We start from the raw sequence: 25,276 nt of genomic DNA, 5'->3' as shown, positions 1-25,276 counted from the left end.
AGCAACAGCAAAATCAGAAGCGGGCACGGTCCAAATGTGGGAGCGGGCTTGCTCGCGAAGGTCGTTAACGATGATGCGGGCATTCTGGATGAACGCGGCGTTCTCAGGTTTTTCGCGAGCAAGCTCGCTCCTACAGAAAAGCGGCTCTGCTTTCGCTCTGGATCTTGCCTCTGCTTCTAACACTCAAGCCGGCCGGTAGGCCGCTGTGCCCTTGCTTTTGATCTGCTTGTGATCTTGATCTGCGGGCCCCGTCAACCACGATGGCCGCAAGCAGGCACGGTGGAGCGGCTAAATCGGCAGGGAAGCCGATTTAGCCGCGCCGGGCCATGGATGGCCCGTCGCGGCGGCCCGCGGAATCGGGCCGGAGTGCGGGCATGCCGAGCCTAAGCGAGGCACCGAGTGGTGGGGCAGAGACCTTTTGGTTACTTTTGGGGCGTTTGCCAAAAGTGACCCGCTGTAAGAGCGGAACCATAGGCGGCCGTTACCTAAATAACGGATATGTACCCAATCACCCCTCAAACCGCCCGCAACGCCAAAATCGCCAAATACAGCAGCACCACACCGCAAGCACCATAGCTAACCCTTTGCCACGTAGGCGAAGCATTCCGCCGCAGCAGGTTGACCAACGCCGCAATCAAAAAGCACGAAAGCACCGAAGCCAACATGAATCCCGCAAAAAACATCAACGTCTGCCCATGGCTCGGCGTCGCCCCAACTATCCCCGACAGCGCGCTGCCCAAGGCCCCCCAATAGACAATGTTCTTCGGGTTGGCCAGAGAAATCGCCGCACCCACCATCAGCGCATTCTGCCCGGACCTGGCCGGCGCACTTTCGGCTGCCGGCAGGCGCCAGGCATCCATCAGGCTGCGCACCCCGAGCCACGCCAGATAGAACCCGCACACCGCCGTCAGCGGTACCCGCACCGACTCATGCTGGATCAACAACGCCATGCCCGTCAGCCCAACCACCGCCCACACAGCATCACCCACCAGCGAGCCAATCTGCACCAACAACGCAGGCGTAAACCCGTGCAACAACCCACGGCGCAGGGTTTCCGCCAGCACCGCCCCCGGCGACAGGCAAAACACAAACCCAAACACCAGCGCCGAAAAAAAGATCGTCAACATGCGCAATACCCATGTAGGAGCGAGCTTGCTCGCGAAGAAATCACAGACACCGCAGAGCACCAGGCTTCCCACGTCATCGTTAACGACTTTCGCAAGCAAGCCAGCTCCTACAGTGAATGCCGGCATTTTAGGGAAGGGTGCGGAAGTCGTCTTGAACCAGATTGCGCTTTTCAGCCCTTGAGCACGCGTTGATAGCGCCCCGGCGTAATGCCGTAGGCCGCACGAAAATGCCGGTTCAGATGGCTCTGGTCAGCAAATCCCAGGGCGTGGGCCACCTGCGATGCAGCAATGCCTGAGCGCAACAGCCCCTTGGCGCGCCGGGTGCGCAGTTGCATCGCCCACTGGCGCGGACTCAGCCCGGTTTCTTTCTGAAAAGCCCGCAGCAGATGGAATTTCGACAGGCCCAACTCGTCACCAAGGGTATCGAGTGCCACGGCCTGATGCAGGTTTTCAGCCAGCAATTCCTGGGCCTTGATCACCACCCCGCGACCCACCGTTGTGCTGCCAGGCAACCGCACGCCGCTGCAACTGACCACCTCGCCAAGCAGCACCACCAAGGCGTCCTCACTTAGCTCTCTGGTCAGCGGATCGGCACTCAACGAATCCTCAATCGCACCGGCGAGTTTCATCGCCAGTTCTGGCTGGAAGCACAGCGAACGGTCAAACTCCAGATGCGCCAGGCCCAGGTCAGCCGCCAATTGGTCAGCAGTCGCATACAGGCTGACAAACCGCCACGGCTGCCCCTCGGCCGCGCCGCCACCCTGAATCTGCCCTGGGTTGTACAAGGTGATGCTGCCGGGGCCGGCCTCGAACGTGCGGCGGTCCAGCCACACCTGTTCCTCGCCGAGCAGGTTGACGCCGATCACGCATTCATCATGGCTGTGGCGGGCAAACGTCAGGCCGGTGCACGAGGTGCTGCTGACTTCGTAGTTGCCCAGCCAGGCGTGCTGCATGGAACTCATTGAGGTGGCTCGCAGGGACGTTTGCCCGCGAGCATACGCCGGAAAAGGCCTTCAGATCGACCGTTGATTGACCCGTTTCGACAGCGCCTCGCTACTCTCCTTGCGCTCCGAATAACGGTCCACCAGGTCCGGGTGATCACGCAGCAGCAGGGTGAACTTCACCAGCTCTTCCATCACATCCACCACGCGGTCGTAGAGTGCCGACGGCTTCATGCGGTCCTGATCGTCGAACTCCATAAAAGCCTTGGGCACCGACGATTGATTGGGGATGGTGAACATGCGCATCCAGCGCCCCAGCACCCGCAGTTGGTTCACGGTGTTGAAGGACTGCGAGCCGCCGCAGACCTGCATCACTGCCAGGGTTTTGCCCTGGGTTGGGCGCACTGCGCCGAGTGCCAGTGGCACCCAGTCGAGTTGCGCCTTGAACACCGCCGACATCGAGCCGTGACGCTCCGGCGAACACCAGACCTGGCCTTCAGACCACTGCATCAGTTCCAGCAGTTCCTGGACCTTGGGGTGGTCGTTGGGAGCGTCGTCCGGCAGCGGCAAACCCGATGGATTGAAGATGCGCGTCTCGGCGCCAAAGTGCCGCAACAGTCGCGCCGCTTCTTCCACCAGCAGGCGGCTGAACGAGCGCGGGCGAGTGGAACCATAGAGCAGCAGGATGCGTGGCGGTCGTTCAAATTGTTGAGGCGTGGACAGGTTTTGATGCAGGTTGGGCAGGGTGCTCATCAGGCTCTCCGGTTACAGCGCGGCGATGCGATCAAGCTCGGCCTTGAGTTCGACGGGGTTCAGGCTGGCGAACGGGATCGCGAAAAAAGCCTGGCAGCGCCGTTCAATGATTTCCAGGGTGGCGCGGAACGCGGCGTCGACCTGGGCTTCATCGCCTTGAACATCAGACGGGTCTTCCAACCCCCAATGCGCCTTGATGGCCGGGCCGAAATACACCGGGCAGGCCTCCCCGGCGGCCTTGTCGCACACGGTGATGACGAAGTCCGGCGGGCTGCCTTCAAAGGCATCGTTGCCCTTGCTGTACAAACCTTCGGTGCTGATACCAGCGGCCTTCAGCGTGGTCAGGCTGCGCGGCAGCACCTGGCCCTTGGGGAAACTCCCGGAGCTGATGGCCTGGAAACCGCCCGGCGCCAGATGGTTGAACAAGGCTTCCGAGAGAATGCTTCGGCAGCTGTTGGCGGTGCACATGAACAGGACTTTCATCAAACGGACTCCGTCAGAAACTCAGGCGCAGGGCGAGGGCGGCGAGGGTGATCAACAGCACCGGCAAGGTCAGCACAATCCCGACCTTGAAGTAGTAACCCCAAGTGATGGTGATGCCTTTGCGCGCCAGGATATGTAGCCAAAGCAGGGTGGCCAGGCTACCGATGGGGGTGATTTTCGGGCCGAGGTCGCTGCCGATCACGTTGGCGTAGATCATCGCGTCCTTGACCACGCCCACGGCATGGCTGGCCTCGATGGAGAGCGCGCCGATCAGCACGGTTGGCAGGTTGTTCATCGCTGAAGACAGCAGCGCGGTGAGCACGCCGGTGCCCAATGCCGCGCCCCATACGCCGTAGCCGGCGAAGGTGTCGAGCCAGGTCGCGAGGTAGTCGGTCAGCCCGGCGTTACGCAGGCCGTAGACCACCAGGTACATGCCCAGGGAGAAAATCACGATCTGCCAGGGCGCTTCCTTCAGCACCTTGCGAGTGGAGATTTTGTGGCCCTTGGCGGCGATTACCAGCAGTAGGGTGGCGCAGGCGGCGGAAATCGCACTGATGGGAATGCCCAGCGGTTCCAGGGCAAAACAGCCCACCAGCAGAATGCCCAGTACCCACCAGCCGGCGCGGAAGGTGGCGCGGTCGTGGATCGCACTGGCGGGATCGTCGAGGTCGGCCGGGTCGTAGGTTTGCGGAATATCGCGGCGGAAAAACCACAGCAATACGGCGAGGGTCGCGGCGACGCTCACCAGGTTCACCGGCACCATCACGGCAGCGTATTCGTTGAAGCCGATCTTGAAGTAGTCGGCCGAGACGATGTTCACCAGGTTGGAGACCACCAGCGGCAGGCTCGCGGTGTCGGCGATAAACCCGGCGCCCATGACGAACGCCAGGGTCGCCGCCGGAGAGAAGCGCAGCGCCAACAGCATCGACATCACGATGGGCGTGAGGATCAGTGCCGCGCCGTCGTTGGCGAACAAGGCCGACACCAGCGCACCCAGCAGTACCATATACGCGAACAACCGCCGACCGCGTCCACGGCCCCAGCGCGCTACATGCAAGGCAGCCCAGGCAAAAAAGCCTGCTTCATCCAGCAACAGGCTGATGACAATCAGCGCGACGAACGTCCCGGTGGCGTTCCAGATGATGTGCCACACCACGGGGATGTCCGCCAGGCTGATAACGCCAAGGGCCAGGGCCAGGATCGCGCCCATTGTGGCGCTCCAGCCTACGCCCAGGCCCTTGGGCTGCCAGATGACCAGGATGATGGTGAACAGGAAGATAGCAACGGCTACAAGCATGAAAAGCTCTCCGCAGGATCAGCAGCAGGCGCTGGCCCGTTGTGGTCGGTCGCCCATGGTGTCCAGACGCTGGGCGTCTGTGTTTAACCAGGCTTGGTTGGCTTGCAGAGTGGTGTCGAGCACCGCCGTTACCCATGCCGGCAAGGCCGGGTTGAGGCGGTAATAAATCCACTGGCCCTGGCGACGGTCCAGCAATAACCCGCAACTGCGCAGTTGCGCCAGGTGGCGGGAGATTTTCGGCTGGCTGTCGTCCAGAGCATGGATCAACTCGCACACGCAAAGTTCGCCTTCACGCAGGATCAATAACGTCAGCCGTGCGCGAGTGGCGTCGGCCAGGCATTTGAAGACGGTGGGTGGGGAGAAAAGATCTGACATGGTCAGCGGCCTGATACATATGGAAATACGAATATACGTATTTCCATATGTATTGGTCAAATCCTGTTTCGATTGACCTGCGTCAACGGCCTGGCAATCGACGACAAGTGGTTGAAATTAAACTGAAACACAAATGTCCTAAAGTGCCTGCCCATTGGTGATGAAGGAAGAAAACGTGTGACCCGTGCCACTCGCAACCTGCGCAAGACCCTCGATTCCGTCGCGGACAATAACGAAACCGCGGCCTTTGACCTGATGCGCGCCGTCGAAAAGCTCAGCGATGAAGTGCTGCGCCAGCGCCTGCTCAATACCATCCACCGGCTCAACCAGGACGCCCACGAACTGCGCGAAGCCCGGGACGCGGTGGAGCGGGTGTCGGTCAAACTGGCTTGAGCACGATCGTTCAAGACAATCCCTGATACCGCTGGCATGCTTGTCGACTGACTGTCGATGAGCCTGTTGTGTATGCCTAACGCTCTGCCTCTGAACGCCTTTTCCCGTGGCGCGATTGCGATCATTCCATTGTCCCTGGCCTGCGCGCCCTGGGGGCTGCTGGCCGGTTCCACTGCAATCGATGCCCAATTCACGCCGCTGGAAGCCCAAGGGCTGTCGACTATCGTGTTTGCCGGTGCTGCACAGCTGGTGGCCATCGGCATGGTCAAGAGCGGCGCCAGTCTGATTTCGATCCTGCTGACCACCTTGCTGCTGACCTCCCAGCATTTGCTCTACGGCATGCACATGCGTCCCACGCTGTCGCCGCTCAAACCACGGTGGCGCATGAGCCTGGGCTTTTTGCTGACCGACGAGTTCTTCGCCCTGGTCAGCCAATATGACCGCCAGACCTTCAACCGCTGGTACGCCCTGGGTGTCGGCCTGACGTTCTATATCATTTGGAATCTGTTCACTTTCGCCGGCATCGTGCTCGGCAAAAGCATTCCCGGGCTCGACCAGTTGGGCCTGGAATTCTCGATTGCCGCGACCTTTATCGCCCTGATCACCCCCGTAGTGCGCGACGTGCCAACCATCGTCTGTGTCGCCGTGTCGTTGCTGTGCTCGGTGTGGCTGAGCTACCTGCATTGGGAATCGGCGGTGGTGGTCTCCGGTGTATTGGGAATGAGCGCGGGGTTTGCCTGCAAGCGCCTGGGAGTAGGGCAGCGATGATCTTCGTGATGATTTTTGGCATGGGTTTGATCGTGTTTCTCAACCGCTACCTGTTCATCGAGCCGCGCCTCCCGGTGCGCCTCAATCGCGGGGCGCGGGAGTTTCTCGGGTTTGCGGTACCGGGGATGCTCACCGCCATCTGCGGCCCGATCATTTTCCTGGCCGACCATAAGCTCAACCTCAGCGTGAGCAATCCTTACCTGCTGGCCGGGGTGTGCGCCGTGGCGTTGATGTTCTGGACCCGCAGCGTGCTGATCACCGTGTTGCTGAGCATGGCGCTGTTCTATCTGTTCCGCTGGCTGCTCTGAACAGCAAACTCCTGCTACGGGGGGGCGCAAAACCAAGGCAAAAAAAAGCCCGCGGGAGGGCGGGCTAGAAGGGAGACTTCTTAAAAATGAGCCTGCCGACTATAGGCGGCCAAGTCTCCCTTCACAGTGAAACAAAGTTCACTCTCCGGACAGTTTGGCGACAGCTTTCCCTCCCCGGATGGGGAAACAGGGGGCGGTTCGTCGTGTGTTCAGGAGCGCAGCCCGAGCGGGCTGCGATTTTGCATCAGCTTTTTGCGTTGAGTTTGCGCAGTTCGTCGTAAGTCGCCGATTGCACAAACCAGAAGCCGGAAATGATGCACCAAATCAATGTGCCGCCAATCAGGGCGCCAAGGCCTGCCAGAAAGCTCTGGCTGAACATCACGACCAGACCTGTAAGCCACAGGAAAGCCAGCGCGATGTAGAGAACGGTGTTGTTGACGCCGATAACGAAATCTTTCATGAGGCTTCCTTTCTAGGTAGTGTCCCGTGGGCCTCATCAGTGAGGCCCAACGGTGCAATCATAATGCCATGACTGCCTTTCACGCCACCTCGGGTGCAGGTCCTGCAGGTTTCTGCTTGTTGGCCTTCGCCTCCGCCGCCAGGCATTCCAGGGCAAATTGCTCGGTGTAGGTCATCTGGATCGGGGTGCTTTCGCCTTTGACGGTGCGCTCGCCATCCAGGATGTAGCGGATGCGCTTGTCGGTCACGCCGATGCGTTTGGCGATCCACGAAGGCGTTTGGCCGATGCGGCTGATCAGCTTGTCGGCGTAGTCGGTGGAGGGGTTGTAGCGCTCGGCGTTCGGTGTCATGGGGGTTCCGGGTAAAAGCGGGTTCGTAAGTACGCGGCAGGGTGACGCAATTATCATTCGGTGTCGCCTGCTAATGGTACAGTCGCGTTTTTTCCAAGGAAGCTTCGGTATGCGGATGGTGGTAATTGGCGCTTTGGTACTGGCATCGCTGGCCGGTTGCGCGGGCTCGAAGATGAAAGAGGCGCGTACCGGTACGCCCTATAAAACCCTGGCCTCGGACAAGGCCCCGCTGGTGGTTGCCCAATGTATCCAGTTCGGTTGGCAGGACGAAGCGGTGTTCGGCGTGGATGCCGGTGGCTTCATGGAACCTGCGCAGGCCGGTGGCTTCACCATCTACACCACGGCAGGCGATTACTTTGTCGACGTGCGCAGCGCGGGCGCGGGTGCCAGCGTGAATTATTACGCGGCCCAGGATGACTATCCGGCCAAGCGGCGCCTCGCCGCACTGGCGACTTGTCTGTAATCCGTTGCGTTAGAAAAGTTCAGAAATGCCCTGCGGACAGCCTCGCGGGCATTGTTTTAGTATTTTCCTGCTCGCCCGGCGTGACGGCTCTTTACCGGTACAGGGACGTCGAGGCCGGAACGTCGTGCGGGCAACTCTTTTCTAGCGTGGCATATACCCCAGGTGCCAGCGCCGGGGAATCTTCAGCGACACCAGCCCCAACAGCGCCGCCAGCAACCCGCTGACCAACAGCGCACGAATCCCCATCTGGTGTTCCAGCAATGCACCGATCACCGCACCGGCAAACATCCCGGCCCAGGGGATCAGTTGCACGCGCCAGCCATTGCGGCGTTCACCCAGCATCCAGCGGCCCAGCCCGCGACCAAATCGCGACAGCGCCCCCGTGACATAAGTAAGCCCCACCGGTAATCCGTTCACCTCTTCGACGGCAGCATTCAGCATGCCCATGGCGATGATCGCCGCCAGCAATGACGGCAGTTGATCGTCGAACGGCCAGGCCGCGGCACCGCACAGCAGCGTGGCGATGCACAGCAACAAAGGCAGCGCATGGCGCCGGCTGATACGGCTGACCATCACGCCCAGCGCGTTACCGGCGATGAACGTTGCCACCAGCAACGTCAGGCGCGCGGTGAGGCCCAGGTCGCCTTCGCTGATCGCCACGGCGAGGCGCGTGGTATTGCCGCTCATGAACGAGACAAAATCGCCGCTGGCCATGAAGCCGATGGCGTCAGTCATGCCCGCCAGCACGGAAAGGCTGGCCACCAGCATCAGCCCCACACGCCCGCGCCATTTGTGGCGATGCAACAAGGCGGCGTTGGTGTAGGGCTTCAAGGATGAAGGCAGCATGGGGCCGTGTTCCTCGGTGAGATTATCCGGCCACTACCGTAGGACGCTTTGCGTTCGGCTGCAATGACTTGGGGCACTCACAGGCGTTCTGCCAGTTGTTCCAGAAACATCGCCAGCCCCACTTCCTCGGCTTTCAGGCCTTTGCGCACCCGGGGCTTGGGCAGCTTTGCCAGTTCGCCCAGGCTGAAATGCTCCAGCACGGCCGGGTGGATATAGCACTTGCGGCACACCGCCGGGGTGTTGCCCAGTTGCTTGGCGACGTTCTTGACCATCTCCACCACATGCTTCTTGGCGTCGGATTCCGGCTGCCATTCAAGCTCGCGCAATACCGCCAACGCCAGGGCCGTGCCGGCCCATGTACGGTAATCCTTGGCGGTAAAATCCGCGCCGGTGAGGCTGTGCAGGTAGGCATTCACGTCGGTGGAACTGACCGTATGGCGCTCACCGTTCTCGTCCAGGTACTGGAACAGGTTCTGCCCCGGCAATTCCAGGCAACGTTTGATCACCGTGGCCAGGCGCCGGTCCTTGACGGTGATCTGGTGCTCGATGCCGCTCTTGCCGCGAAACTGGAACAGGATCTCGCTGCCCTTGATGTCTACATGGCGGGTGCGCAGGGTGGTCAGGCCGTAGGAGCGATTGTCCCGAGCGTACTGAGTGTTGCCGACGCGGATCAGCGTGGCGTCGAGCAGCATCACCACCGTGGCCAGGACCTTCTCCCGATTGAACCCGGGCGCCGCGATCTGCGCTTCCAACTGCTTGCGCAGCTTGGGCAACGCGCTGCCGAACTGTTGCAGCCGGGAATACTTGTCGGTGTCACGCACCTCACGCCAGCGTTGGTGATAACGGTACTGCTTGCGTCCCCGGGCATCACGGCCGGTGGCTTGCAGATGGCCGCGCGGGTCGGCGCAGATCCACACATCGGTATACGCCGGCGGCACTGCGAGGGCGTTGATGCGCTTGATTTCGTCGGCATCGGTTATGCGTGTGCCGTCGGCCTTGAAGTACTGGAATTTACCCCGCAGCTTTTTCCGGGAGATCCCGGGCTGGGTATCGTCGACGTAATGCAGGTCGCGGGGCAGGTCGGCAAGCAACGCAGGATCGGGCATGGCGCAAATTCCTTGGCAGGTATTTCTGATTGACCGCAGGGTTTTGCGGTCGTGCCAATGGATTCAGGCCAGTACCGCCACCGCCTTGATTTGCGCCCACAACGTCTGGCCGGGATGCAGTTGCAACTGGTCCCGTGAGTAACGGGTGATGCGCGCCAGCAGCGGCGTGCCGGCCGCATCCAGGCTCACCAGCACATGGGCTGCGTTGTCCGCGGGAATCTCCTGGGTCACCGTCACCGGCAGGCGATTGAGGATGCTGCTGTGTTCCTCGGCCTGCAGGCTGAGGCTGACGTCTCGCGCCTGGATCTTGAAACGCAACGGTTTGCCCAACGCCAGCGGTGCATGGGCCACGCGCATCTGCAATTGGCTCGCGGGCAGTTGCAGGGTCAGCAACTGGTAGTGGGCGTCGTAGGCGCAGACCGTTCCGTTGATCACCACGCCGGCGTCGTCGCCCAAGGCCATGGGCAGGTCCAGCCGGGCCAGGGTTTCGCCGATGGGGCCGCTGGCCAGGGCCTTGCCGTCGCTGAGCAACACGATGTGATCTGCCAGGCGCGCCACTTCGTCCTGGGCATGGCTGACGTACAGCACGGGGATCTCCAACTCGTCATGCAGGCGTTCGAGGTACGGCAGGATTTCGCTTTTGCGTTTGTTGTCCAGCGCCGCCAGCGGTTCGTCCATCAGCAACAGGCTCGGGCTGGTGAGCAGGGCACGGGCGATGCCGACGCGCTGGCGTTCACCGCCGGAAAGGTGCTGCGGATTGCGGTCCAGCAAGTGGCCGATGCCCAGCAGCTCGGTGGCCTGGTCCAGCTCCACGCGGCGCCGTTGGCGCGGGATGCGCTTGAGGCCGAATTCCAGGTTGGCCAGCACCGACAAATGCGGGAACAGGCTGGCTTCTTGAAACACATAGCCCAGGGCACGCTTGTAGGGTGGCACGAACAGCCCTTTGCGGCTGTCTTGCCAGACTTCGTCGTTGATCTGCACGAAGCCCTCTTCGGCCCTTTCCAGCCCAGCGATGCAGCGCAGGCAGGTGGTCTTGCCGGAGCCGGAATGACCGTACAGCGCCGTCACTCCGCGACCGGGCAGTTGCAGGTTAACGTCCAGGGCAAACCCGGAATACTTCAGTTGCAGGCGCACCTCGATCATCGACATCAGCTCCAGCCCGCTTTGGTTTTACGGCTGGAGTAGAGCGCCAGCAATACCAGGAAAGAAAACACCACCATCGAGCCAGCCAGCCAGTGGGCCTGGGCGTATTCCATGGCTTCGACGTGATCGTAGATCTGCACCGAGACCACCCGGGTCTTGTCTGGAATATTGCCGCCGATCATCAGCACCACGCCGAACTCGCCGACGGTGTGGGCAAAGCCGAGAATCGATGCCGTGATAAACCCCGGGCGCGCCAGGGGCAGGATCACCGTGAAAAATGTATCCCAGGGATTAGCCCGTAAGGTAGCGGCCACTTCCAGCGGTCGAGTGCCGATGGCGGAGAAGGCGTTTTGCAACGGCTGCACCACAAACGGCATGGAATAGATCACCGAACCAATCACCAGCCCGGCGAAGCTGAAGGTCAGTGTGCCCAGGCCCAGCCATTGGGTGAACTGGCCGAAGTAGCCATTGGGGCCCATGGTCAACAGCAGGTAGAAGCCGATCACCGTGGGTGGTAACACCAACGGCAAGGCCACCACCGCACCGATGGGGCCGCGCCACCACGAACGGGTGCGCGACAGCCACAGGGCGATCGGAGTGCCGATGATCAGCAGGATCACCGTGGTCAGAGACGCCAGCTTCACGGTCAACCAGATCGCGGAAAAATCGGCACTCGACAGCGGCATTTACAGTTCGTACCCGTAAGACTTGATCACCGCGGCGGCTTTCGGACCTTTGAGGTATTCAACCAGGGCCTTGGCGGCGGCGCTGTCCTTGCCCTTGTTGAGGATTACCGCGTCTTGCTTGATCGGGTCATGCATCGACGACGGCACGATCCAGGCCGAACCGCTGGTGACCTTGCCGTCCTTGTAGATCTGCGACAGCGCTACAAAGCCCAGCTCAGCGTTGCCGGTGGACACGAACTGATAGGCCTGGGTGATGTTCTGGCCTTCTACGATCTTGTCCTTGACCTTCTCGGCCAGGCCTTCCTTCGCCAGCACTTGGGTGGCAGCCAGGCCATAAGGCGCGGCTTTCGGGTTGGCGATGGACAGGTGCTTGAATTCATTTTTCTTCAACACTTCGCCCTTGGCATCCACGTAGCCTTCCTTGGCGGACCACAGCGCCAGGGTGCCTACCGCGTAGGTGAAGCGCGAGCCCTTGACGGTGTCGCCTTCGGCTTCGAGTTTCTGCGGGGTGGTGTCGTCGGCGCTGAGGAACACTTCAAACGGCGCGCCGTTCTTGATCTGGGTGTAGAACTGGCCGGTGGCACCGTAGGCGGCGACCAGCTTGTGGCCGGTGTCTTTTTCAAAGTCAGCGGCAATCGCCTGGATGGGGGCGGTGAAGTTGGCCGCCACCGCCACCTGGACTTCATCGGCATTCGCCGAGGAGAAGGCAAACGCGGCGATCAGGGTAGCGAGGGCCGTGGGGGCCAGGCGTGAGGCGCGAATCATCATCAAGAAGCTCCTTGGGGGATTACCGACTTTGCGGCTTTTTACAGGCAGAAGGGCGTACCGCTATGTATGGGAATATATAGCGGTTGGCCACTGCCGGTACAGCGCAAAGTTGTCCCGGGAGTTCAGGTTCAGCGTCGGCCGAGTTTTTCCAGGGTCTGCGCGGCCAGCTCCAGCGTCAGGTCATAGGTGGAGATGTCCTTGCCAAGGCGCAGCGCCTGGCCCGACCACAAGTTACTGAAGCCGGCTTCATCCTTGGCTTTCAGTGGCATCAATGCACCGCCAGACAACGGAAACGCAGGCGCCGCCGGGTTGATCGCGCCCAATTCACGCATCACCCGGTTGATGATGCCGCGTGCCGGGCGCCCGGTGAACAGGTTGGTCAATGCGGTTTCACTGGCCTGGGCATTGCGCAAGGCGTGGTGGTGTGACTTCGACACGGTGGCCTCGGGGGTAAACAGGTACGCCGTGCCGATCTGCACCGCCGACGCGCCGAGGGCGAAGGCCGCGACGATGCCCCGCGCATCCCCGATGCCGCCGGCTGCGATCACCGGCACCTTTACGGCGTCGACGATCTGCGGCACCAGCGCCATGGTGCCAATTTGGCTATTCAAATCGTCGCTGAGGAACATCCCGCGATGGCCGCCGGCTTCCGAACCCATGGCGATGATTGCGTCGCAGCCGTGCTGTTCCAGCCAGATGGCCTCTTCCACGGTGGTGGCCGACGACAGTATTTTCGCCCCGGTGGCCTTGACCCGGTCCAGCAGGGATTTTTCCGGCAGGCCGAAGTGAAAACTCACGACTTCCGGACGGAATTCTTCCACCACTTTGCAGGCGGCGTCGTTGAACGGTGCACGGTTGGAGACGGGCGTCGGTGCATCAAAGTCGGCGCCCAGTTCGTGGTAGTAGGTTTCCAGCAGGTTCTTCCACTGAAGGTCGCGATCAGCGTCTGGCGCCGGCGGCTGATGGCAGAAGAAATTCACGTTCAGCGGCCGCGAGCTGGCCTGGCGAATGGTGGTGAGTGCTTCGCGTAACTGCTCGATGCTCAGGGTTGCCGCCGGCATCGAACCGAGGGCGCCGGCCTGGTTGGCGGCAATCACCATGGCGGTACTCGTGGCATTCGCCATGGGCGCCTGGATGATCGGCAACTCAATGCCCAGCAGGTCAAGAATTCGGGTGTCTGGCCAGGTGCTCATGGGACGCTTCTCCAACGGTGGGATGCTGTGCCGTCGTTTTAGCAGGGCCATGCAGCACCAGGCCAGTCTGTTTTATTCACTGGACGAATCCAGTGTTTCATGGGCGGGCATCAGTCGATGGCGTGGCCCAGTACTGCATGAATCCGCTGGGCAATATGTGCGGCGTGGGTTTCCAGGGCGAAGTGGCCGGTGTCGAGCAATTCCACCACGGCGTTGGCGTTATCGCCTTTATAGGCATGGGCGCCCGGCGGGATAAAGAACGGATCGTTCTGGCCCCAGATCACCAGCGCCGGCACTTGCGTGGCCTTGAAAAACGCCTGGAACGCCGGGTACAGCGTCAGGTTGTTGCGGTAGTCGAGGAACAGGTCCAACTGGATTTCGTCATTGCCGGGACGCTGCATCAGGAGCACGTCGAGCATGTAGGACTCAGGCGCAACCAGTTCGGGCTGCGGGACGCCGTGCAGGTACTGATAGCGCGTGCCTTCCAGGCTGATGACCGCGTTGCGAATCACCTCGCGATTGGCTTGGCTTGGTTCGGCCCAATAGGCCCGGATCGGATCCCAGGCGTCACCCAAACCTTCCAGGTAGGCATTGCCGTTTTGCGATATCAACGCGCTGACCCGTTCCGGGTGTGCCACCGCCAGGCGCAGGCCCACCGGCGCGCCGTAGTCGAACACATAGAGGGCATAGCGGCTGAGCTGCAGGGCGTCGGCGAAATGGCCGACGGTAATCGCCAGGTTGTCGAAGCTGTAGTGGTAATGACGTTCGGCAGGCACTTCGGTGAAGCCGAAGCCCGGCAGGTCGGGGGCGATGACCCGGTAGCGGGTGGCGAGCAATGGGATCAAATCGCGGTACATATGGGACGAGCTGGGAAACCCGTGCAGCAGCAACAGCACGGGCGCAGACGGGTCGCCAGCTTCGCGGTAGAACACGCGCACGCCATCGGCATCGAGGTGCTGGTAGCGAACAACCGGGGCTGAAATCGACATGATCGGAATCCTCTTTGTAACTGGATAAAATAGTTTTTTGGGTTACTGGTTTCGCAGGCTGCGCTTGAAAAAGTAACCTGTCAAATTAATTTAATAGGTTACTTTGCAGTAAGTTTAGTAACTATCCAAAAGCGTTATCAGCGGTTACGATGTCGCGGACTTGAAGAGGATTCGCCATGACCGTCATCACACCATCCCCGCTGGAGCCCTACGTTTTGGCCGATCATCCGGTGTTGGACATGCTCAATACCCGGGCGAATGTCGACGGTGTGCCGTTTGAATTCTGGCAAGGCGATACCGATGTCGAGCGCTGGCTGGTGCGACTGGGCTGGTGCGAGGAGGGCGCGGTGCCGGTATTCGAGGAGGGCGCTTTGCTGGGCGCGGCGCAGGGACTGCGGGAAGTGATCCGGCTGTTGCTGGAACAGCGCAAGGCTGGGCAGCAGGGTGATCCTGCTGCGCTGAATGCATTTTTGCGCAAGGCGGTCAGCCATCCGCAACTGGCTTGGCCGGCGCCGGGCGAGTTGCGCCTGGAGCGCCAGCGCAAACAGCAAACCGCCGAGCAATTCCTGGCGCCGATTGCCGAAGCGGCGGCGATGTTGCTGGTGGAAGGGGATTTCGGGCTGATCCGCACCTGCGAGCATCCCGAGTGCGTGCTGTGGTTCTACGACCGGACCAAGGGCCACAAGCGCCGCTGGTGCAGCATGGCGCTGTGTGGCAATCGGCATAAGGTGGCCGAGTTTCGCAAGCGCAAGCTCTTGTAGCGTTCTTCAGGATTCTGCCGGGCTTTCGCGCTCGAGCAACTGCCGTTTGCGCTCAACGCCCCAGCGATAACCCGAAAGGTCGCCATTGCTGCGCACCACCCGATGACAAGGAATCGCCACGGCCAGGTTGTTGGCACCACACGCCTGGGCCACGGCGCGATAGGCAGTCGGTGCGCCGATGCGCTGGGCAATCTCGGCGTAGCTGGCAGTGCAACCCACCGGGATTTCCCGCAAGGCCTGCCACACCCGCTCCTGAAACGCAGTGCCACGCAGATCCAGGGGCAAGTTCAGGCCCAGGGCCGGCGCCTCGATGAAGCCCACCACTTGGGCGATCAGTTGTTCGAAGTCGTGATCGGCGCCCAGCAGATTGGCGCGGGGAAACTGGTCCTGCAGGTCACGCACCAGTTTGTCCGGGTCATCCCCCAGCAGAATCGCGCACACACCGCGATTGCTCTGCGCTACCAGAATTGCGCCCAACGAGCATTGGCCGACGGCAAACCGAATATCCGTGTTGGTGCCGCCTGCTTTGTAGTCGCCAGGCTTCATGCCGAGCAACTGGTCAGCGGCCTCATAAAAACGGCTGTTGGAATTGAAGCCGGCGTCGTACAGCGCATCGGTCACCGAATGCTGGTCCTTGAGCCCGTCGCGTACTTTGCGCGAGCGATGGGCGCTGGCGTAGCGCTTGGGTGTGAGGCCGGTCACCGCCTTGAACACCCGATGGAAATGAAACGGACTCAAGCCGGCGAGGGTGGCCAGGTCTTCAAGGGCCGGCAGGGTTTCGGCCTGTTCGATGTGTCGGCAGGCGGCTGCCACCAGTTGCGCGTGTCGTGCGGCCACCTGGGTCTGGTCTCCCGAATAGCGCTTGTTGGGCCGGTAGCCCGCGGCTTCGGCCTGTTGCGGGGTGTCGAAGAACTCGACGTTCTGCGGGAGCGGCCGGCGCGCGGAGCTGCTGGGGCGGCAGTAAACGCCGGTGGTTTTCACGCCATAGACGAAGGTCAAGTCGGCCTTGGCGTCGCGGGCGACGATGGCGGCCCAGCGTGGGTCTTGTTCGATGGCGTGGCGCGCGGTCATGGCGGTGGCTCCTGGTTGAAGAATGCCAGGTTAGTCCCCTGAGGCATTCGCAACACTCCGATGCTTGCGGTCAAATTCATCCGGCCGTGCGAAACGTCAGGTTGATGCGCTGCGGGCCCATGACCGGATGTGTGCCTGGCTTGATCGGCATCACGCCGTGAAAGCGCAGGCGATCGACGCCGCCCCATACCACCACATCACCATGGAACAGCGAGACTTTTTGTGGCTTGTCGCTGCGCTCATGGCCGCCGAACAGAAAAATCGCCGGCAAACCCAGTGACACGGACACCACTGGAGCGGCATAGCGGCGCTCGTTCTTGTCCTGATGCAGGGACATTTTCGCGCCTGGCACATAGCGGTTGATCAGGCAGGCATCCGGTTCGAAATCCTCGAAACCCGCGTCTGCCGCCGCCATGAGCGCCAATTGGCGTAGCGCCTCGGGCATGGCTGGCCAGGGTTGCTGGTTGTTGGGGTCAATCGCAGAGTAGCGATAGCCGGTGGGATCGGTCGTCCAACCCAGTTCACCGCAACTGCTCAAGGCGGCCGACATGGTAAAGCCGCCCGGCGTGATCATTTGCCGGAACGGCGATTGAGCCAGTATGCGCCGCAGTTCCGGCAGCAAACGCTCGACCCAAGGCAGGGCGTAGCCTCTGAGAACGTAGGATTGTTCACCGATTTGTTCGCGTCCCGGGGGCTGTTGCAAGGCCTCGTCGGCAAACAAATCGGCAGTTGCTCCGGGATCGGTCTTACTGCGCATCGTGAAAAATCACTCCCAATGTATGCCGCGTACCACTGTGCAGAACACTGACCCCATGGCGCAAGGTCACCCGATGAAACCCTCTCACGCTGGGCATGGGTCGCTGGTTGACCGCGAAGATCACAGCGTCGCCCCTGTTCAGCGGTACGACCTGGGCCCGGGATTGCATGCGTGGCCGCTGTTCGGTCAGCACCAGTTCGCCGCCACGAAAGTCCTCTCCCGGCTGCGACAGCAGGATGGCAACTTGTAAGGGAAATACATGTTCGCCGTACAGATCCTGGTGCAGGCAGTTGTAGTCGCCGGGGCCGTATTGCAGCAATAACGGGGTAGGGCGCTGTTGTCCCGCAGCGTGGCAACGGGCAATGAAGTGAGCATGGTGTGCCGGGTAGGTGATCGGCAGGTTCATCTGTTCGTTCCAGCGATTGGCCTGGGGGACCAGGTACTGATACAGCTGCTCGCGCAACTCGCTGACCCGGGTGGGCAGCGGATAGCGGAAATACTTGTACTCGCCCCGACCGAAGCCGTGCCTGGCCATCAGCACATGGGAGCGAAACCGTTCGTGCTGCGGGTAGTGGCCACTGAGCTCCGCACATGCCTGCTGGCCCAGCAAGGCCGGAATCAGTGCGTTGCCCTGTTGATCGAGGTCGCGCTCGATCGCGCGCCAGTCCAGCTTGGCCAGGCGCTCTTGCAGTGAGGTAGATGGCATTGACGAGTTCCTGTGGCAGCGGATAAAGGCTGCCAGTCTAGGAAGTCGCCAGCGTTACGACACTCCGATGCTTGCGCTCGAATTACAGAGCTTTGCTCACATTGATATCGGTGATTTCGTCGCTGGCATCGTGCATTTTCGCCAGGGCTTCCTTGGCTTCCTCAACGCTGCCTGCTTGCAGTTGGGCGAACTCGAAGCGGCGTTCACCGTTGAGTTTGTACTTGATCACATATTTGGTGGTAGTCACGGGCATTCCTGTCAGCTCAGTTTCGAATTGGTGCGGCGCACGATGCGGATCTTGTGGGACAAGGTTGGCTTCTTGGTCACGCTGATGGCACGGCGGGTCACCACGTCCAGGGTGATGTTCCAGAACCCGGTGCTCGGCGCGGTGATTTTTGCCGGGAACTTGTCGAATGCGCCGCCGTGGTAAGTGTGGCGGCCACCGTTCTTGAAGCTGCGAAAGTTCGCGTCGCTCATCAGGCGGATGTTGCAGGTTTGCGAGCATTCAATGACGACAATGTCTCCTTCATTAAGGTGTTCGCGTTGGTGGATGAATTTCATGAGGTGTCTCCAGAAGGGCTTTTTCTGAAAAATCAGAACGATACGTAGGATAAGATGGAGTTTATCAGCCCCAGCACGTTTATTATCGGACCGTCGTCGACGACTTCGACAATTTAAAACAGTTATTTACCGAGTTATCAGGGATAAATCCTACGTGGGCGGGAGAAAAATACCTTCTTCGCTGTCGTAGGGTCTTTATCGGAGGTTTTTAGTATGAAGTGGAGTGTGTTGGTTCTGGCCTTGGCGTTGGGTGGATGTGCTTCGGTGGCGGATATCAAGCAGACCCCACCGACGTTGGCAGTGATCTCCGGGAAAAAACCGCAGGAATACGCGGCGTGTGTGGTCCAGAAACTGTCTAAAACCCGCAGGCCGTCGCAGATTGAGCCTCACAAGGAGGGTGTTCAAGTTATCGTACCGCAGAAGTTTTCTGCCGATCCGTCGGCTATCTTCGAGATTGAAGAACGTTCCAGCGGTAGCAGTATCAAGCTCTACGAGAGCATGTCCAATGTGCCTATTCGTCCGGGGGACGTGAAGGCTGCCGGGGAAGCTTGCATTTCCGGCTGAGTCTGTAGGCCCGCCACTTTCGAATCCGATCAAAAAACCCGACCTGCCGTTGCAGCGTCGGGTTTTTTGTGTGGGATTTTCGGTTTGTAGTCCTTTTCCTTCGGTTAAGGGTGTTGTAGCTGTCGGACCATTACCCTACCATTTGTAGGCTTATGCCTAATTCGCCTAAGCATATAACTATAAAAATGGAGTCGTGATGATGTCTCTGGAACGAGTACTGATGGGGAGCGCGCTGCTGCTGATACTGGGCAATGCTCATGCGCTGGAGGGAAAAAACGTATTTACACAGGGTGGCTCGCAGCCCGGGGCCGCGCCGTGTGTGGCTTGCCATGGGGCGGATGGCCTCGGGCTGGCAGCGGCGGGCTTTCCGCGCTTGGCCGGGTTGCCAGCAGGCTATTTGCGCAAGCAACTGCAGGATTTTAAAAGCGGCGCCCGTAACAGCCTGGTGATGCAACCGCTGGCAAACGCCCTGACGGAAGAGGAAATCAGCGCTGTGACCCAGCAGCTGGCGGCGATGCCTGCGCCTGCGCCTGTCCTGATCCACCGCAGCGAGATGCCAACCGAGGCGGCACAAAAGATCGCCCTGCAAGGCGCGTGGGAGCGCCAGATTCCGGCCTGCGTCAGTTGTCATGGACCGGCCGGTGTGGGCGTCGGCGACGCATTTCCGCCCTTGGCCGGGCAATCCGCCGCCTATCTGGCGGCGCAACTGAACGCCTGGCGCAGTGGCACGCGCCATAACGATCCGAATGATTTGATGGGCCATATCGCCAAATCCCTCAGCGCTGAAGAAGTGCAGGCCGTGGCCACCTATTTTGCGTCGTTGAGTGGCCAGGAGGCCAAGCCATGAAGCTTCTCTTATTGGCAACCCTCGCCAGTGTGCCTGTCCATGCCGCCACCATCACCATGGAAGATCAGTCACAGTTGCAGCCAACCGCCAGTCCGACGGCTGCCGCGCAGTTCCAGCCGCCGCAAGAGAGCGAGCTGCCGGACAACGCCTACGGCAAGCTGGTGAAGCAGGGCTACGCTCTGTTTGTCGACACCAGGCGCCTGGCGCCGCAATTTGTCGGCAATGGCCTCAATTGCAGCAATTGCCACCTGGACCAGGGCCGCCTGGCCAATTCCGCGCCGCTGTGGGGTGCCTACCCGATGTACCCGGCGTATCGAAAAAAGAACGACAAGGTCAACACCTTCGCCGAGCGCTTGCAGGGCTGTTTCCAGTTCAGCATGAATGGCGGCACGCCACCGACCGCAGACAGCCCGGAGATCACCGCGCTGTCGGTGTATGCCTACTGGCTGGCGAGCAAGGCCCCGTTGGGCGTCGAGCTGCCAGGGCGGGGTTATCCGGAGGTGCCGGCACCCGCCAAGGGTTACGACCTGGCCCAGGGCGCAGAGGTCTATAAAGGCCAATGCGCGGTGTGCCATGGCGCTGAAGGCCAGGGCCAGAAAGTCGGTGACAGTTACGTGATGCCGCCGCTGTGGGGTAAAGACTCCTACAACTGGGGCGCTGGGATGCACCGTATCAATACGGCAGCGTCCTTCATCAAGCACAACATGCCCCTGGGCAAGGGCGGCAGCCTGAGCGACCAGCAAGCCTGGGACGTGGCGGCCTACGTCAACCGCCACGAGCGACCTCAGGACCCGCGCGTGGTGGAAGGCTCCGTGGAGAAAACCCGGGTGAAGTTCCACGCCAATGACGGCGTCAATCTTTACGGGCAAACGGTGGATGGCGTGCTGATTGGCCAAGGCATCCGTTAAACTGTCGGTAACCCACAAAAAATGCCGCTGAATCAGCGGCATTGTCTTTTCGGAAACTTATTCATGAAGCGTGAGCAAGTCAGAGAACAACATGCAGGGGGGCATATTTCTGCGACCCATGTGATTCAAAATCCCGCGGATACCGGCGAGTGGATCGTGTTCTTCAAAAAGAGCGGCGGTCGCAGCTATTTCCTGGTGGATGACCAGGATGAAGTCGAATCCTTTTCTCGCCTGGATGACTTGATCGAGACCATTCGCGGCCTGGGCATCAAGTTCGCCGAAATTCACATGTAATTACTTGCAAACTACCGTCACGCTGCGGGTCTTGTAGTTGCCGACATCCTTGCCCAGGGTCTTGTCGCTTTCTTTCAGGGCCGGTGTCCCTTCGGTGCCGACAATCCGGTAGCCGGTGCCCGCGCAGGACGCATCAGCCTTTTCATAGCAACTGGCCCAGGAGTTGGCTTCGCCGGAGCAATCGATCGCCAGGCCTTGTTCGCCATTTTTCAGCACGGTGTCGGAAGTGGTGGTGCAGCCACCGGTAAGCGCCAGTACCGCAATCAGTGCCAGGATCTTGTTCATGTAGGAGTCGTCATTAGGGTGTTGGAGGGAAGCGCTGACACTGTCGTGGGGCGTTTCAGGCGAGATTATAGCGAACCGCCATCAAGGTACAGACAAACACAAAAAAGCCCCGTTAAACGAGGCTTGATTGGCACTACTGCGGGTATTACTTGGTCTTGGGACGTTTGCTCGACGCGTGGCCGGCTTCATCTACGAACACTTCGGCCACGGCGCAGGCTTGAGCTTCGGTCGCGAATGCCCCGGCAACGCTGTCGCCGTGGAAGTTGATCAGGTGCCAGCCATCCGCTCGCTTGGTGATCAGGTAGCCGTTCACGCCTTTTGGTTCTGACATCTATCAATCTCGTTGTCTGGTTCAAGGCGGTAATGATAGCGCCAAACGGCCTGGGGCGGCGCAAGTTGTTGCAGTTCAGTGCCGATCGGCATAAAGCGTGCTAAAAAGGTTTAAGCCCTTTGAATGACGGGCGCAAGCCGACGATTTCTAACAGCGGCGAAGGCACTGGATTGAATGCTGGCGGAACTTACGCCGACTTTTTTTCTCTATGTTGACATCGCGGCGCCAGCAGGACCCATTGTAAGGTGACTGCGGCCTGATTAGACTGCGCCGAATTTCGTACGCACAGCCCTTTGTAAGGACTCATATGATCAAGAAATGCTTGTTCCCAGCAGCCGGTTACGGCACTCGCTTCCTGCCAGCGACCAAGGCCATGCCCAAAGAAATGCTGCCGGTGGTGAACAAGCCACTGATCCAGTATGGCGTGGAAGAAGCACTGGATGCCGGCCTGAACGAAATCTCGATCGTGACCGGCCGTGGCAAACGCGCCCTGGAAGACCACTTCGACATCAGCTACGAGCTGGAAAACCAGATCAAGGGCACCGACAAGGAAAAATACCTGGTCGGCATCCGTAAACTGCTCGACGAGTGCTCGTTCTCCTACACCCGTCAGACCCAAATGAAAGGCCTGGGTCACGCGATCCTGACCGGTCGCCCGCTGATCGGTGACGAACCTTTCGCCGTGGTACTGGCGGATGACCTGTGTGTAAACCTGGAAGGCGACGGCGTCCTGACCCAGATGGTCAAGCTGTACCAGAAGTACCGTTGCACCATCGTCGCGGTTCAAGAGGTTGATCCTCAGGAAACCAACAAGTATGGCGTGATCGCTGGCGACGATATCGGTGATGGCCTGATCCGCGTACGTGACATGGTTGAAAAACCGGCGCCGGAAGATGCTCCGTCGAACCTGGCGATCATCGGTCGCTACATCCTGACTCCGGACATCTTCAAGCTGATCGAAGAAACCGAGCCGGGCAAGGGTGGCGAGATCCAGATCACCGACGCCCTGCTGAAGCAGGCAAAAGACGGTTGCGTGATTGCCTACAAGTTCAAAGGTCGTCGTTTTGACTGCGGTGGCGCTGAAGGCTACATCGAAGCAACCAACTTCTGCTACGAGCACTTCTACAAGACTGGCAAGGCTTACTGATTCACGGTTGCCTGCTTGATCTGGGAAAGCCACCTTCGGGTGGCTTTTTCGTTTTTCGGCCCCATGTAAGCAGGTATGCTGTTGTCCTGCCGAGGAGAGTGAAATGGCCTACGATTTTGACCTTTATGTAATTGGCGCCGGTTCCGGCGGTGTGCGCGCTGCACGATTCGCCGCAGGTTTTGGCGCCAAGGTGGCAGTGGCTGAAAGCCGCTACCTGGGTGGGACCTGCGTGAACGTGGGCTGTGTGCCGAAGAAGCTGCTGGTGTACGGCGCGCATTTCGCCGAAGACTTCGAGCAGGCCAGCGGGTTTGGCTGGTCCCTGGGTGAAGCAAACTTCGATTGGGCGACCCTGATCGCCAACAAGGACCGCGAGATCAACCGCCTCAATGGCATCTACCGCAATCTGCTGGTCAACAGCGGCGTGACCCTGCACGAAGGGCATGCGCGGTTGGTAGACCCGCATCAGGTGGAAATCAACGGTGAGCGCTTCACCGCCAAGCACATTCTGGTGGCCACCGGTGGCTGGCCGCAGATCCCGGAAATCCCGGGGCGCGAGCACGCCATTGGCTCCAATGAGGCGTTCTTCCTCAAAGAGTTGCCCAAGCGTGTGCTGGTGGTCGGCGGTGGTTACATCGCTGTCGAGTTTGCCGGGATTTTCCATGGTCTGGGCGCAAAGACCTCTCTGCTGTATCGCGGCGACCTGTTCCTGCGCGGTTTTGACGGTTCGGTGCGCACGCACTTGAAGGAAGAGCTGACCAAGCGTGGCCTGGATCTGCAATTCAATGCCGACATCGAGCGCATCGACAAGCAGGCCGACGGTAGCCTGAAAGCCACCTTGAAAGACGGCCGCGTGCTGGAAACCGATTGCGTGTTCTACGCCACCGGCCGGCGCCCGATGCTCGATAACCTGGGGCTGGAAAACACCGGCGTCAAGTTGGACAAGCGCGGCTTTGTCGAAGTGGATGATCTGTACCAGACTGCCGAACCGTCGATCCTGGCGATTGGCGATGTGATCGGTCGTGTGCAACTGACGCCGGTAGCGTTGGCTGAAGGCATGGCCGTGGCGCGCCGCCTGTTCAAGCCTGAGCAATATCGCCCGGTGGATTACGCGATGATCCCGACAGCGGTGTTCAGCCTGCCAAACATCGGCACCGTGGGCCTGAGCGAAGAGCAAGCCCGTGCAGACGGTCACAAGGTGCAGGTTTTTGAAAGCCGCTTCCGGCCTATGAAGCTGACCCTGACCGAGTGCCAGGAAAAGACCTTGATGAAGCTGGTGGTCGACGCCGAGACCGACAAGGTCCTGGGTTGTCACATGGTCGGCCCCGACGCCGGGGAGATCGTGCAGGGCCTGGCGATCGCGCTCAAGGCGGGCGCGACCAAGCAGCATTTCGACGAAACCATCGGCGTGCACCCTACGGCGGCGGAAGAATTCGTCACCATGCGCACGCCGGTGGCGCAGTAATCAACCGTCGGTAGTTGCCTCTGGCGCCGTCGCAACGACGGACGCCAGGCGCAGCGCCTCGATGCTGGCCTGGGCTTTGACCAGGTCCAGCTCCAAGGTTTTGTTGGTCTGCTGATGTTCGGCCAGCGCTTCCTGGCGCGTCTGACTCTCCAGCAGTGCAACCCGCAAGCGTTCCTGCAACAGGGTGCGCTCGCTGTCGATCACGTTCACCTGTTCGCTTAGCTGGCGCTGCTGATCGCGGTCCTGGCGGGCCTGTTCCTGCAGTGCGCTCAATTCCTTTACGGTCACTCGATGTTCAATCAGCAGGCGCTCGTTATCGCGATGCAGCTGGGTGATCTCGTCCTGGCGCACCATCGCGCTCTGCTGAGCCTGACGCAGCTCTGCTTGTACCTGCTGCAACTGACCCTCATGCCGACGCTGTTCCTGCTCGCGCTGATCCTTGATTGCGTTGCGGTAATGCTCCAGGGCATCCCGGGCGTGCAAGTGCTTCTCTTCCAGTGAGCGTATCTGCTCGTCCTTGTCGTTGATCCGCAGTTCGTAATCGCTGCAGGCCTGGCTCAGCCCGGCGTTGCGGGTTTGCTCGGTTTGCAGGCTGGAGCGTGTGCTTTGCAGGGAGGCACTTTCTTCGGCCAAAGCGGCTGCCTGGATATCGAACTGCTGCTTGAGCTGACTGTGGGTGGCTTCCAGTTCCTCGACCTGGGCGAGCAGGGCGGCTTTCTGCTGCTGGAACTGCGCCAGGGCCAGGTCGATAGGCTCCTGGGCCTTCTCCTTCAGGCGCTGGGCCAGCCGCGCTACCAGTTCGCCGAGCTCGTCGTCGATGGGGGCTTCGGTGATGGTCTGGCGGGTTTCGCTTTCGTCCAGCTCCTTCAGATAGCGGTGAATCGTGGTTTTCGAGCCGGTATTGCCCATCTCGATGCGTACTGCATCGATGCTCGGGTTTTCGCCGCGGGCGAGGATCGCCAAACGTGCCGTTTGAACTACTGCTTTATTGATGCCGCCGCGAGCCATGGAGTCTCCGTCGATTTAGTACTGTGGTACGTAGTATGTATATACGTACTATATCATGATTATATTTAGCCTGAAATTGATGATTTAACAGATGGGATATTGGCGTATTATCCCGTGTGATCAAGG

General features: G+C 60.4%; 34 protein-coding genes and 1 pseudogene. 12 read left to right on the top strand and 23 right to left on the bottom strand.

All coding sequences use genetic code 11. The features are described from left to right. A pseudogene (locus SNL23_RS08575) lies at nucleotides 1-180 on the top strand (hypothetical protein); the annotation flags it as partial. A 335-nt stretch (nucleotides 181-515) separates the two neighbouring features. Here the strand turns inward: SNL23_RS08575 and SNL23_RS08570 are convergent. From SNL23_RS08570 to SNL23_RS08545, 6 genes are all read right to left on the bottom strand, one after another. Further along, nucleotides 516-1,127, bottom strand: coding sequence for a LysE family transporter (locus SNL23_RS08570; RefSeq protein ID WP_167664904.1), 612 nt, complete (start codon nucleotides 1,125-1,127; stop codon nucleotides 516-518). Nucleotides 1,128-1,297: 170 nt separating this feature from the next. After that, entirely contained in the window at nucleotides 1,298-2,089 is a 792-nt protein-coding gene (locus SNL23_RS08565) for an AraC family transcriptional regulator (protein ID WP_318302018.1), read from the bottom strand. A gap of 51 nt (nucleotides 2,090-2,140) precedes the next feature. Continuing rightward, on the bottom strand, nucleotides 2,141-2,821 hold the full coding sequence (gene arsH / locus SNL23_RS08560) for an arsenical resistance protein ArsH (RefSeq protein WP_318302017.1): 681 nt from the start codon (nucleotides 2,819-2,821) through the stop codon (nucleotides 2,141-2,143). A 12-nt stretch (nucleotides 2,822-2,833) separates the two neighbouring features. Next, entirely contained in the window at nucleotides 2,834-3,304 is a 471-nt protein-coding gene (locus tag SNL23_RS08555) for an arsenate reductase ArsC (RefSeq protein WP_318302016.1), read from the bottom strand. A gap of 13 nt (nucleotides 3,305-3,317) precedes the next feature. Beyond that, nucleotides 3,318-4,601, bottom strand: coding sequence for an arsenic transporter (locus SNL23_RS08550; protein WP_076016204.1), 1,284 nt, complete (start codon nucleotides 4,599-4,601; stop codon nucleotides 3,318-3,320). 18 nt (nucleotides 4,602-4,619) lie between these two features. Continuing rightward, nucleotides 4,620-4,976, bottom strand: a complete 357-nt coding sequence (locus SNL23_RS08545) for a metalloregulator ArsR/SmtB family transcription factor (RefSeq protein ID WP_318302015.1) — start codon at nucleotides 4,974-4,976, stop codon at nucleotides 4,620-4,622. Between the two features lie 177 nt (nucleotides 4,977-5,153). On the opposite strand from SNL23_RS08545, the gene SNL23_RS08540 reads away from it, so the two are divergent. From SNL23_RS08540 to SNL23_RS08530, 3 genes are all read left to right on the top strand, one after another. Then, nucleotides 5,154-5,369, top strand: coding sequence for a hypothetical protein (locus tag SNL23_RS08540; protein WP_003212603.1), 216 nt, complete (start codon nucleotides 5,154-5,156; stop codon nucleotides 5,367-5,369). 72 nt (nucleotides 5,370-5,441) lie between these two features. Continuing rightward, nucleotides 5,442-6,137, top strand: a complete 696-nt coding sequence (locus SNL23_RS08535) for an AzlC family ABC transporter permease (protein WP_076016203.1) — start codon at nucleotides 5,442-5,444, stop codon at nucleotides 6,135-6,137. Next, nucleotides 6,134-6,445 (top strand): AzlD domain-containing protein, encoded by a 312-nt coding sequence (locus SNL23_RS08530; protein ID WP_063030469.1) that lies wholly within the window; start codon nucleotides 6,134-6,136, stop codon nucleotides 6,443-6,445. Before SNL23_RS08535 ends, SNL23_RS08530 begins: the two co-directional genes overlap by 4 nt. Nucleotides 6,446-6,689: 244 nt before the next feature. Here the strand turns inward: SNL23_RS08530 and SNL23_RS08525 are convergent, their stop codons facing one another. Together SNL23_RS08525 and SNL23_RS08520 are read right to left on the bottom strand one after the other, a co-directional pair. Beyond that, on the bottom strand, nucleotides 6,690-6,905 hold the full coding sequence (locus SNL23_RS08525; RefSeq protein WP_076016202.1) for a hypothetical protein: 216 nt from the start codon (nucleotides 6,903-6,905) through the stop codon (nucleotides 6,690-6,692). A 79-nt stretch (nucleotides 6,906-6,984) separates the two neighbouring features. After that, nucleotides 6,985-7,254, bottom strand: a complete 270-nt coding sequence (locus tag SNL23_RS08520; protein ID WP_076016201.1) for a hypothetical protein — start codon at nucleotides 7,252-7,254, stop codon at nucleotides 6,985-6,987. Between the two features lie 109 nt (nucleotides 7,255-7,363). On the opposite strand from SNL23_RS08520, the gene SNL23_RS08515 reads away from it, so the two are divergent. Continuing rightward, nucleotides 7,364-7,717, top strand: coding sequence for a hypothetical protein (locus SNL23_RS08515; RefSeq protein ID WP_003212599.1), 354 nt, complete (start codon nucleotides 7,364-7,366; stop codon nucleotides 7,715-7,717). Nucleotides 7,718-7,858: 141 nt separating this feature from the next. On the opposite strand, the gene SNL23_RS08510 is transcribed toward SNL23_RS08515, so the two are convergent. From SNL23_RS08510 to SNL23_RS08480, 7 genes are all read right to left on the bottom strand, one after another. After that, complete coding sequence (locus SNL23_RS08510) at nucleotides 7,859-8,563, bottom strand: YoaK family protein (RefSeq protein WP_318302014.1); 705 nt, start codon at nucleotides 8,561-8,563, stop codon at nucleotides 7,859-7,861. A 77-nt stretch (nucleotides 8,564-8,640) separates the two neighbouring features. Then, nucleotides 8,641-9,669 carry a DNA topoisomerase IB gene (locus tag SNL23_RS08505; protein ID WP_076016199.1) on the bottom strand — a complete coding sequence of 343 codons (1,029 nt, stop codon included), beginning with the start codon at nucleotides 9,667-9,669 and terminating at the stop codon, nucleotides 8,641-8,643. A 63-nt stretch (nucleotides 9,670-9,732) separates the two neighbouring features. Then, the gene (gene modC, locus SNL23_RS08500; protein ID WP_318302013.1) at nucleotides 9,733-10,812 is read right to left on the bottom strand and encodes a molybdenum ABC transporter ATP-binding protein; all 1,080 of its coding nucleotides are present in this window, start codon (nucleotides 10,810-10,812) and stop codon (nucleotides 9,733-9,735) included. Between the two features lie 5 nt (nucleotides 10,813-10,817). After that, nucleotides 10,818-11,498, bottom strand: coding sequence for a molybdate ABC transporter permease subunit (gene modB / locus SNL23_RS08495; protein WP_076016198.1), 681 nt, complete (start codon nucleotides 11,496-11,498; stop codon nucleotides 10,818-10,820). Then, nucleotides 11,499-12,266 (bottom strand): molybdate ABC transporter substrate-binding protein, encoded by a 768-nt coding sequence (modA, locus tag SNL23_RS08490; protein ID WP_318302012.1) that lies wholly within the window; start codon nucleotides 12,264-12,266, stop codon nucleotides 11,499-11,501. 128 nt (nucleotides 12,267-12,394) lie between these two features. Continuing rightward, nucleotides 12,395-13,459, bottom strand: coding sequence for an NAD(P)H-dependent flavin oxidoreductase (locus SNL23_RS08485; protein WP_318302011.1), 1,065 nt, complete (start codon nucleotides 13,457-13,459; stop codon nucleotides 12,395-12,397). A gap of 110 nt (nucleotides 13,460-13,569) precedes the next feature. Next, nucleotides 13,570-14,448 (bottom strand): alpha/beta fold hydrolase, encoded by an 879-nt coding sequence (locus SNL23_RS08480; RefSeq protein ID WP_318302010.1) that lies wholly within the window; start codon nucleotides 14,446-14,448, stop codon nucleotides 13,570-13,572. A 176-nt stretch (nucleotides 14,449-14,624) separates the two neighbouring features. Between SNL23_RS08480 and SNL23_RS08475 the strand changes: the two genes are divergently transcribed. Beyond that, the gene (locus tag SNL23_RS08475) at nucleotides 14,625-15,209 is read left to right on the top strand and encodes a CGNR zinc finger domain-containing protein (RefSeq protein WP_318302009.1); all 585 of its coding nucleotides are present in this window, start codon (nucleotides 14,625-14,627) and stop codon (nucleotides 15,207-15,209) included. Nucleotides 15,210-15,215: 6 nt separating this feature from the next. On the opposite strand, the gene ada is transcribed toward SNL23_RS08475, so the two are convergent. From ada to SNL23_RS08450, 5 genes are all read right to left on the bottom strand, one after another. Beyond that, nucleotides 15,216-16,280 carry a bifunctional DNA-binding transcriptional regulator/O6-methylguanine-DNA methyltransferase Ada gene (gene ada, locus SNL23_RS08470; protein ID WP_076016193.1) on the bottom strand — a complete coding sequence of 355 codons (1,065 nt, stop codon included), beginning with the start codon at nucleotides 16,278-16,280 and terminating at the stop codon, nucleotides 15,216-15,218. Nucleotides 16,281-16,356: 76 nt separating this feature from the next. Beyond that, nucleotides 16,357-17,037, bottom strand: coding sequence for a DNA oxidative demethylase AlkB (gene alkB / locus SNL23_RS08465; RefSeq protein ID WP_318302008.1), 681 nt, complete (start codon nucleotides 17,035-17,037; stop codon nucleotides 16,357-16,359). After that, on the bottom strand, nucleotides 17,027-17,743 hold the full coding sequence (locus SNL23_RS08460; protein WP_318302007.1) for a 2OG-Fe(II) oxygenase: 717 nt from the start codon (nucleotides 17,741-17,743) through the stop codon (nucleotides 17,027-17,029). The genes alkB and SNL23_RS08460 overlap by 11 nt, the downstream gene beginning before the upstream one ends. Before the next feature lie 82 nt (nucleotides 17,744-17,825). Continuing rightward, nucleotides 17,826-17,990 carry a hypothetical protein gene (locus tag SNL23_RS08455; RefSeq protein ID WP_167664902.1) on the bottom strand — a complete coding sequence of 55 codons (165 nt, stop codon included), beginning with the start codon at nucleotides 17,988-17,990 and terminating at the stop codon, nucleotides 17,826-17,828. A gap of 11 nt (nucleotides 17,991-18,001) precedes the next feature. Further along, nucleotides 18,002-18,304 carry a DUF1883 domain-containing protein gene (locus SNL23_RS08450; protein ID WP_003212586.1) on the bottom strand — a complete coding sequence of 101 codons (303 nt, stop codon included), beginning with the start codon at nucleotides 18,302-18,304 and terminating at the stop codon, nucleotides 18,002-18,004. A 213-nt stretch (nucleotides 18,305-18,517) separates the two neighbouring features. Between SNL23_RS08450 and SNL23_RS08445 the strand changes: the two genes are divergently transcribed. The 4 genes from SNL23_RS08445 (at nucleotide 18,518) to SNL23_RS08430 (ending at nucleotide 20,917) form a co-directional block, all read left to right on the top strand. Then, on the top strand, nucleotides 18,518-18,868 hold the full coding sequence (locus tag SNL23_RS08445) for a hypothetical protein (RefSeq protein ID WP_010171399.1): 351 nt from the start codon (nucleotides 18,518-18,520) through the stop codon (nucleotides 18,866-18,868). A gap of 196 nt (nucleotides 18,869-19,064) precedes the next feature. Continuing rightward, nucleotides 19,065-19,715: a c-type cytochrome gene (locus SNL23_RS08440; RefSeq protein WP_318302006.1), complete on the top strand. Its 651-nt coding sequence runs from the start codon at nucleotides 19,065-19,067 to the stop codon at nucleotides 19,713-19,715. Further along, nucleotides 19,712-20,623: a c-type cytochrome gene (locus SNL23_RS08435; RefSeq protein ID WP_318302005.1), complete on the top strand. Its 912-nt coding sequence runs from the start codon at nucleotides 19,712-19,714 to the stop codon at nucleotides 20,621-20,623. Before SNL23_RS08440 ends, SNL23_RS08435 begins: the two co-directional genes overlap by 4 nt. Before the next feature lie 63 nt (nucleotides 20,624-20,686). Beyond that, on the top strand, nucleotides 20,687-20,917 hold the full coding sequence (locus SNL23_RS08430; protein ID WP_003212582.1) for a hypothetical protein: 231 nt from the start codon (nucleotides 20,687-20,689) through the stop codon (nucleotides 20,915-20,917). On the opposite strand, the gene SNL23_RS08425 is transcribed toward SNL23_RS08430, so the two are convergent. After that, nucleotides 20,918-21,202, bottom strand: coding sequence for a hypothetical protein (locus tag SNL23_RS08425; protein ID WP_003212581.1), 285 nt, complete (start codon nucleotides 21,200-21,202; stop codon nucleotides 20,918-20,920). Between the two features lie 145 nt (nucleotides 21,203-21,347). Continuing rightward, nucleotides 21,348-21,533 carry a hypothetical protein gene (locus tag SNL23_RS08420; protein ID WP_003212580.1) on the bottom strand — a complete coding sequence of 62 codons (186 nt, stop codon included), beginning with the start codon at nucleotides 21,531-21,533 and terminating at the stop codon, nucleotides 21,348-21,350. A gap of 307 nt (nucleotides 21,534-21,840) precedes the next feature. On the opposite strand from SNL23_RS08420, the gene galU reads away from it, so the two are divergent. Both galU and gorA read left to right on the top strand, forming a co-directional pair. Then, complete coding sequence (gene galU, locus SNL23_RS08415; protein WP_003212579.1) at nucleotides 21,841-22,680, top strand: UTP--glucose-1-phosphate uridylyltransferase GalU; 840 nt, start codon at nucleotides 21,841-21,843, stop codon at nucleotides 22,678-22,680. Nucleotides 22,681-22,783: 103 nt separating this feature from the next. Further along, nucleotides 22,784-24,142, top strand: coding sequence for a glutathione-disulfide reductase (gene gorA, locus SNL23_RS08410; RefSeq protein WP_076016188.1), 1,359 nt, complete (start codon nucleotides 22,784-22,786; stop codon nucleotides 24,140-24,142). Here the strand turns inward: gorA and SNL23_RS08405 are convergent, their stop codons facing one another. Then, entirely contained in the window at nucleotides 24,143-25,150 is a 1,008-nt protein-coding gene (locus tag SNL23_RS08405; protein WP_167664919.1) for a DNA-binding protein, read from the bottom strand. Between the last annotated feature and the right edge of the window lie 126 nt (nucleotides 25,151-25,276).

This window comes from Pseudomonas sp. SED1, from assembly GCF_034044025.1.
Taxonomy (GTDB): domain Bacteria; phylum Pseudomonadota; class Gammaproteobacteria; order Pseudomonadales; family Pseudomonadaceae; genus Aquipseudomonas.
This window is presented reverse-complemented; position numbering and strand designations above follow the sequence as displayed.

Excerpts from the sequence above, each read along its gene's own strand:
- SNL23_RS08570 (WP_167664904.1), bottom strand. The coding sequence starts at position 1,127 with ATGTTGACGATCTTTTTTTCGGCGCTGGTGTTTGGGTTTGTGTTTTGC.
- SNL23_RS08565 (WP_318302018.1), bottom strand. The coding sequence starts at position 2,089 with ATGAGTTCCATGCAGCACGCCTGGCTGGGCAACTACGAAGTCAGCAGC.
- arsH (WP_318302017.1), bottom strand. The coding sequence starts at position 2,821 with ATGAGCACCCTGCCCAACCTGCATCAAAACCTGTCCACGCCTCAACAA.
- SNL23_RS08555 (WP_318302016.1), bottom strand. The coding sequence starts at position 3,304 with ATGAAAGTCCTGTTCATGTGCACCGCCAACAGCTGCCGAAGCATTCTC.
- SNL23_RS08550 (WP_076016204.1), bottom strand. The coding sequence starts at position 4,601 with ATGCTTGTAGCCGTTGCTATCTTCCTGTTCACCATCATCCTGGTCATC.
- SNL23_RS08545 (WP_318302015.1), bottom strand. The coding sequence starts at position 4,976 with ATGTCAGATCTTTTCTCCCCACCCACCGTCTTCAAATGCCTGGCCGAC.
- SNL23_RS08535 (WP_076016203.1), top strand. The coding sequence starts at position 5,442 with ATGCCTAACGCTCTGCCTCTGAACGCCTTTTCCCGTGGCGCGATTGCG.
- SNL23_RS08530 (WP_063030469.1), top strand. The coding sequence starts at position 6,134 with ATGATCTTCGTGATGATTTTTGGCATGGGTTTGATCGTGTTTCTCAAC.
- SNL23_RS08525 (WP_076016202.1), bottom strand. The coding sequence starts at position 6,905 with ATGAAAGATTTCGTTATCGGCGTCAACAACACCGTTCTCTACATCGCG.
- SNL23_RS08520 (WP_076016201.1), bottom strand. The coding sequence starts at position 7,254 with ATGACACCGAACGCCGAGCGCTACAACCCCTCCACCGACTACGCCGAC.
- SNL23_RS08515 (WP_003212599.1), top strand. The coding sequence starts at position 7,364 with ATGCGGATGGTGGTAATTGGCGCTTTGGTACTGGCATCGCTGGCCGGT.
- SNL23_RS08510 (WP_318302014.1), bottom strand. The coding sequence starts at position 8,563 with ATGCTGCCTTCATCCTTGAAGCCCTACACCAACGCCGCCTTGTTGCAT.
- SNL23_RS08505 (WP_076016199.1), bottom strand. The coding sequence starts at position 9,669 with ATGCCCGATCCTGCGTTGCTTGCCGACCTGCCCCGCGACCTGCATTAC.
- modC (WP_318302013.1), bottom strand. The coding sequence starts at position 10,812 with ATGATCGAGGTGCGCCTGCAACTGAAGTATTCCGGGTTTGCCCTGGAC.
- modB (WP_076016198.1), bottom strand. The coding sequence starts at position 11,498 with ATGCCGCTGTCGAGTGCCGATTTTTCCGCGATCTGGTTGACCGTGAAG.
- modA (WP_318302012.1), bottom strand. The coding sequence starts at position 12,266 with ATGATGATTCGCGCCTCACGCCTGGCCCCCACGGCCCTCGCTACCCTG.
- SNL23_RS08485 (WP_318302011.1), bottom strand. The coding sequence starts at position 13,459 with ATGAGCACCTGGCCAGACACCCGAATTCTTGACCTGCTGGGCATTGAG.
- SNL23_RS08480 (WP_318302010.1), bottom strand. The coding sequence starts at position 14,448 with ATGTCGATTTCAGCCCCGGTTGTTCGCTACCAGCACCTCGATGCCGAT.
- SNL23_RS08475 (WP_318302009.1), top strand. The coding sequence starts at position 14,625 with ATGACCGTCATCACACCATCCCCGCTGGAGCCCTACGTTTTGGCCGAT.
- ada (WP_076016193.1), bottom strand. The coding sequence starts at position 16,280 with ATGACCGCGCGCCACGCCATCGAACAAGACCCACGCTGGGCCGCCATC.
- alkB (WP_318302008.1), bottom strand. The coding sequence starts at position 17,037 with ATGCGCAGTAAGACCGATCCCGGAGCAACTGCCGATTTGTTTGCCGAC.
- SNL23_RS08460 (WP_318302007.1), bottom strand. The coding sequence starts at position 17,743 with ATGCCATCTACCTCACTGCAAGAGCGCCTGGCCAAGCTGGACTGGCGC.
- SNL23_RS08450 (WP_003212586.1), bottom strand. The coding sequence starts at position 18,304 with ATGAAATTCATCCACCAACGCGAACACCTTAATGAAGGAGACATTGTC.
- SNL23_RS08445 (WP_010171399.1), top strand. The coding sequence starts at position 18,518 with ATGAAGTGGAGTGTGTTGGTTCTGGCCTTGGCGTTGGGTGGATGTGCT.
- SNL23_RS08440 (WP_318302006.1), top strand. The coding sequence starts at position 19,065 with ATGATGTCTCTGGAACGAGTACTGATGGGGAGCGCGCTGCTGCTGATA.
- SNL23_RS08435 (WP_318302005.1), top strand. The coding sequence starts at position 19,712 with ATGAAGCTTCTCTTATTGGCAACCCTCGCCAGTGTGCCTGTCCATGCC.
- SNL23_RS08430 (WP_003212582.1), top strand. The coding sequence starts at position 20,687 with ATGAAGCGTGAGCAAGTCAGAGAACAACATGCAGGGGGGCATATTTCT.
- SNL23_RS08425 (WP_003212581.1), bottom strand. The coding sequence starts at position 21,202 with ATGAACAAGATCCTGGCACTGATTGCGGTACTGGCGCTTACCGGTGGC.
- SNL23_RS08420 (WP_003212580.1), bottom strand. The coding sequence starts at position 21,533 with ATGTCAGAACCAAAAGGCGTGAACGGCTACCTGATCACCAAGCGAGCG.
- galU (WP_003212579.1), top strand. The coding sequence starts at position 21,841 with ATGATCAAGAAATGCTTGTTCCCAGCAGCCGGTTACGGCACTCGCTTC.
- gorA (WP_076016188.1), top strand. The coding sequence starts at position 22,784 with ATGGCCTACGATTTTGACCTTTATGTAATTGGCGCCGGTTCCGGCGGT.
- SNL23_RS08405 (WP_167664919.1), bottom strand. The coding sequence starts at position 25,150 with ATGGCTCGCGGCGGCATCAATAAAGCAGTAGTTCAAACGGCACGTTTG.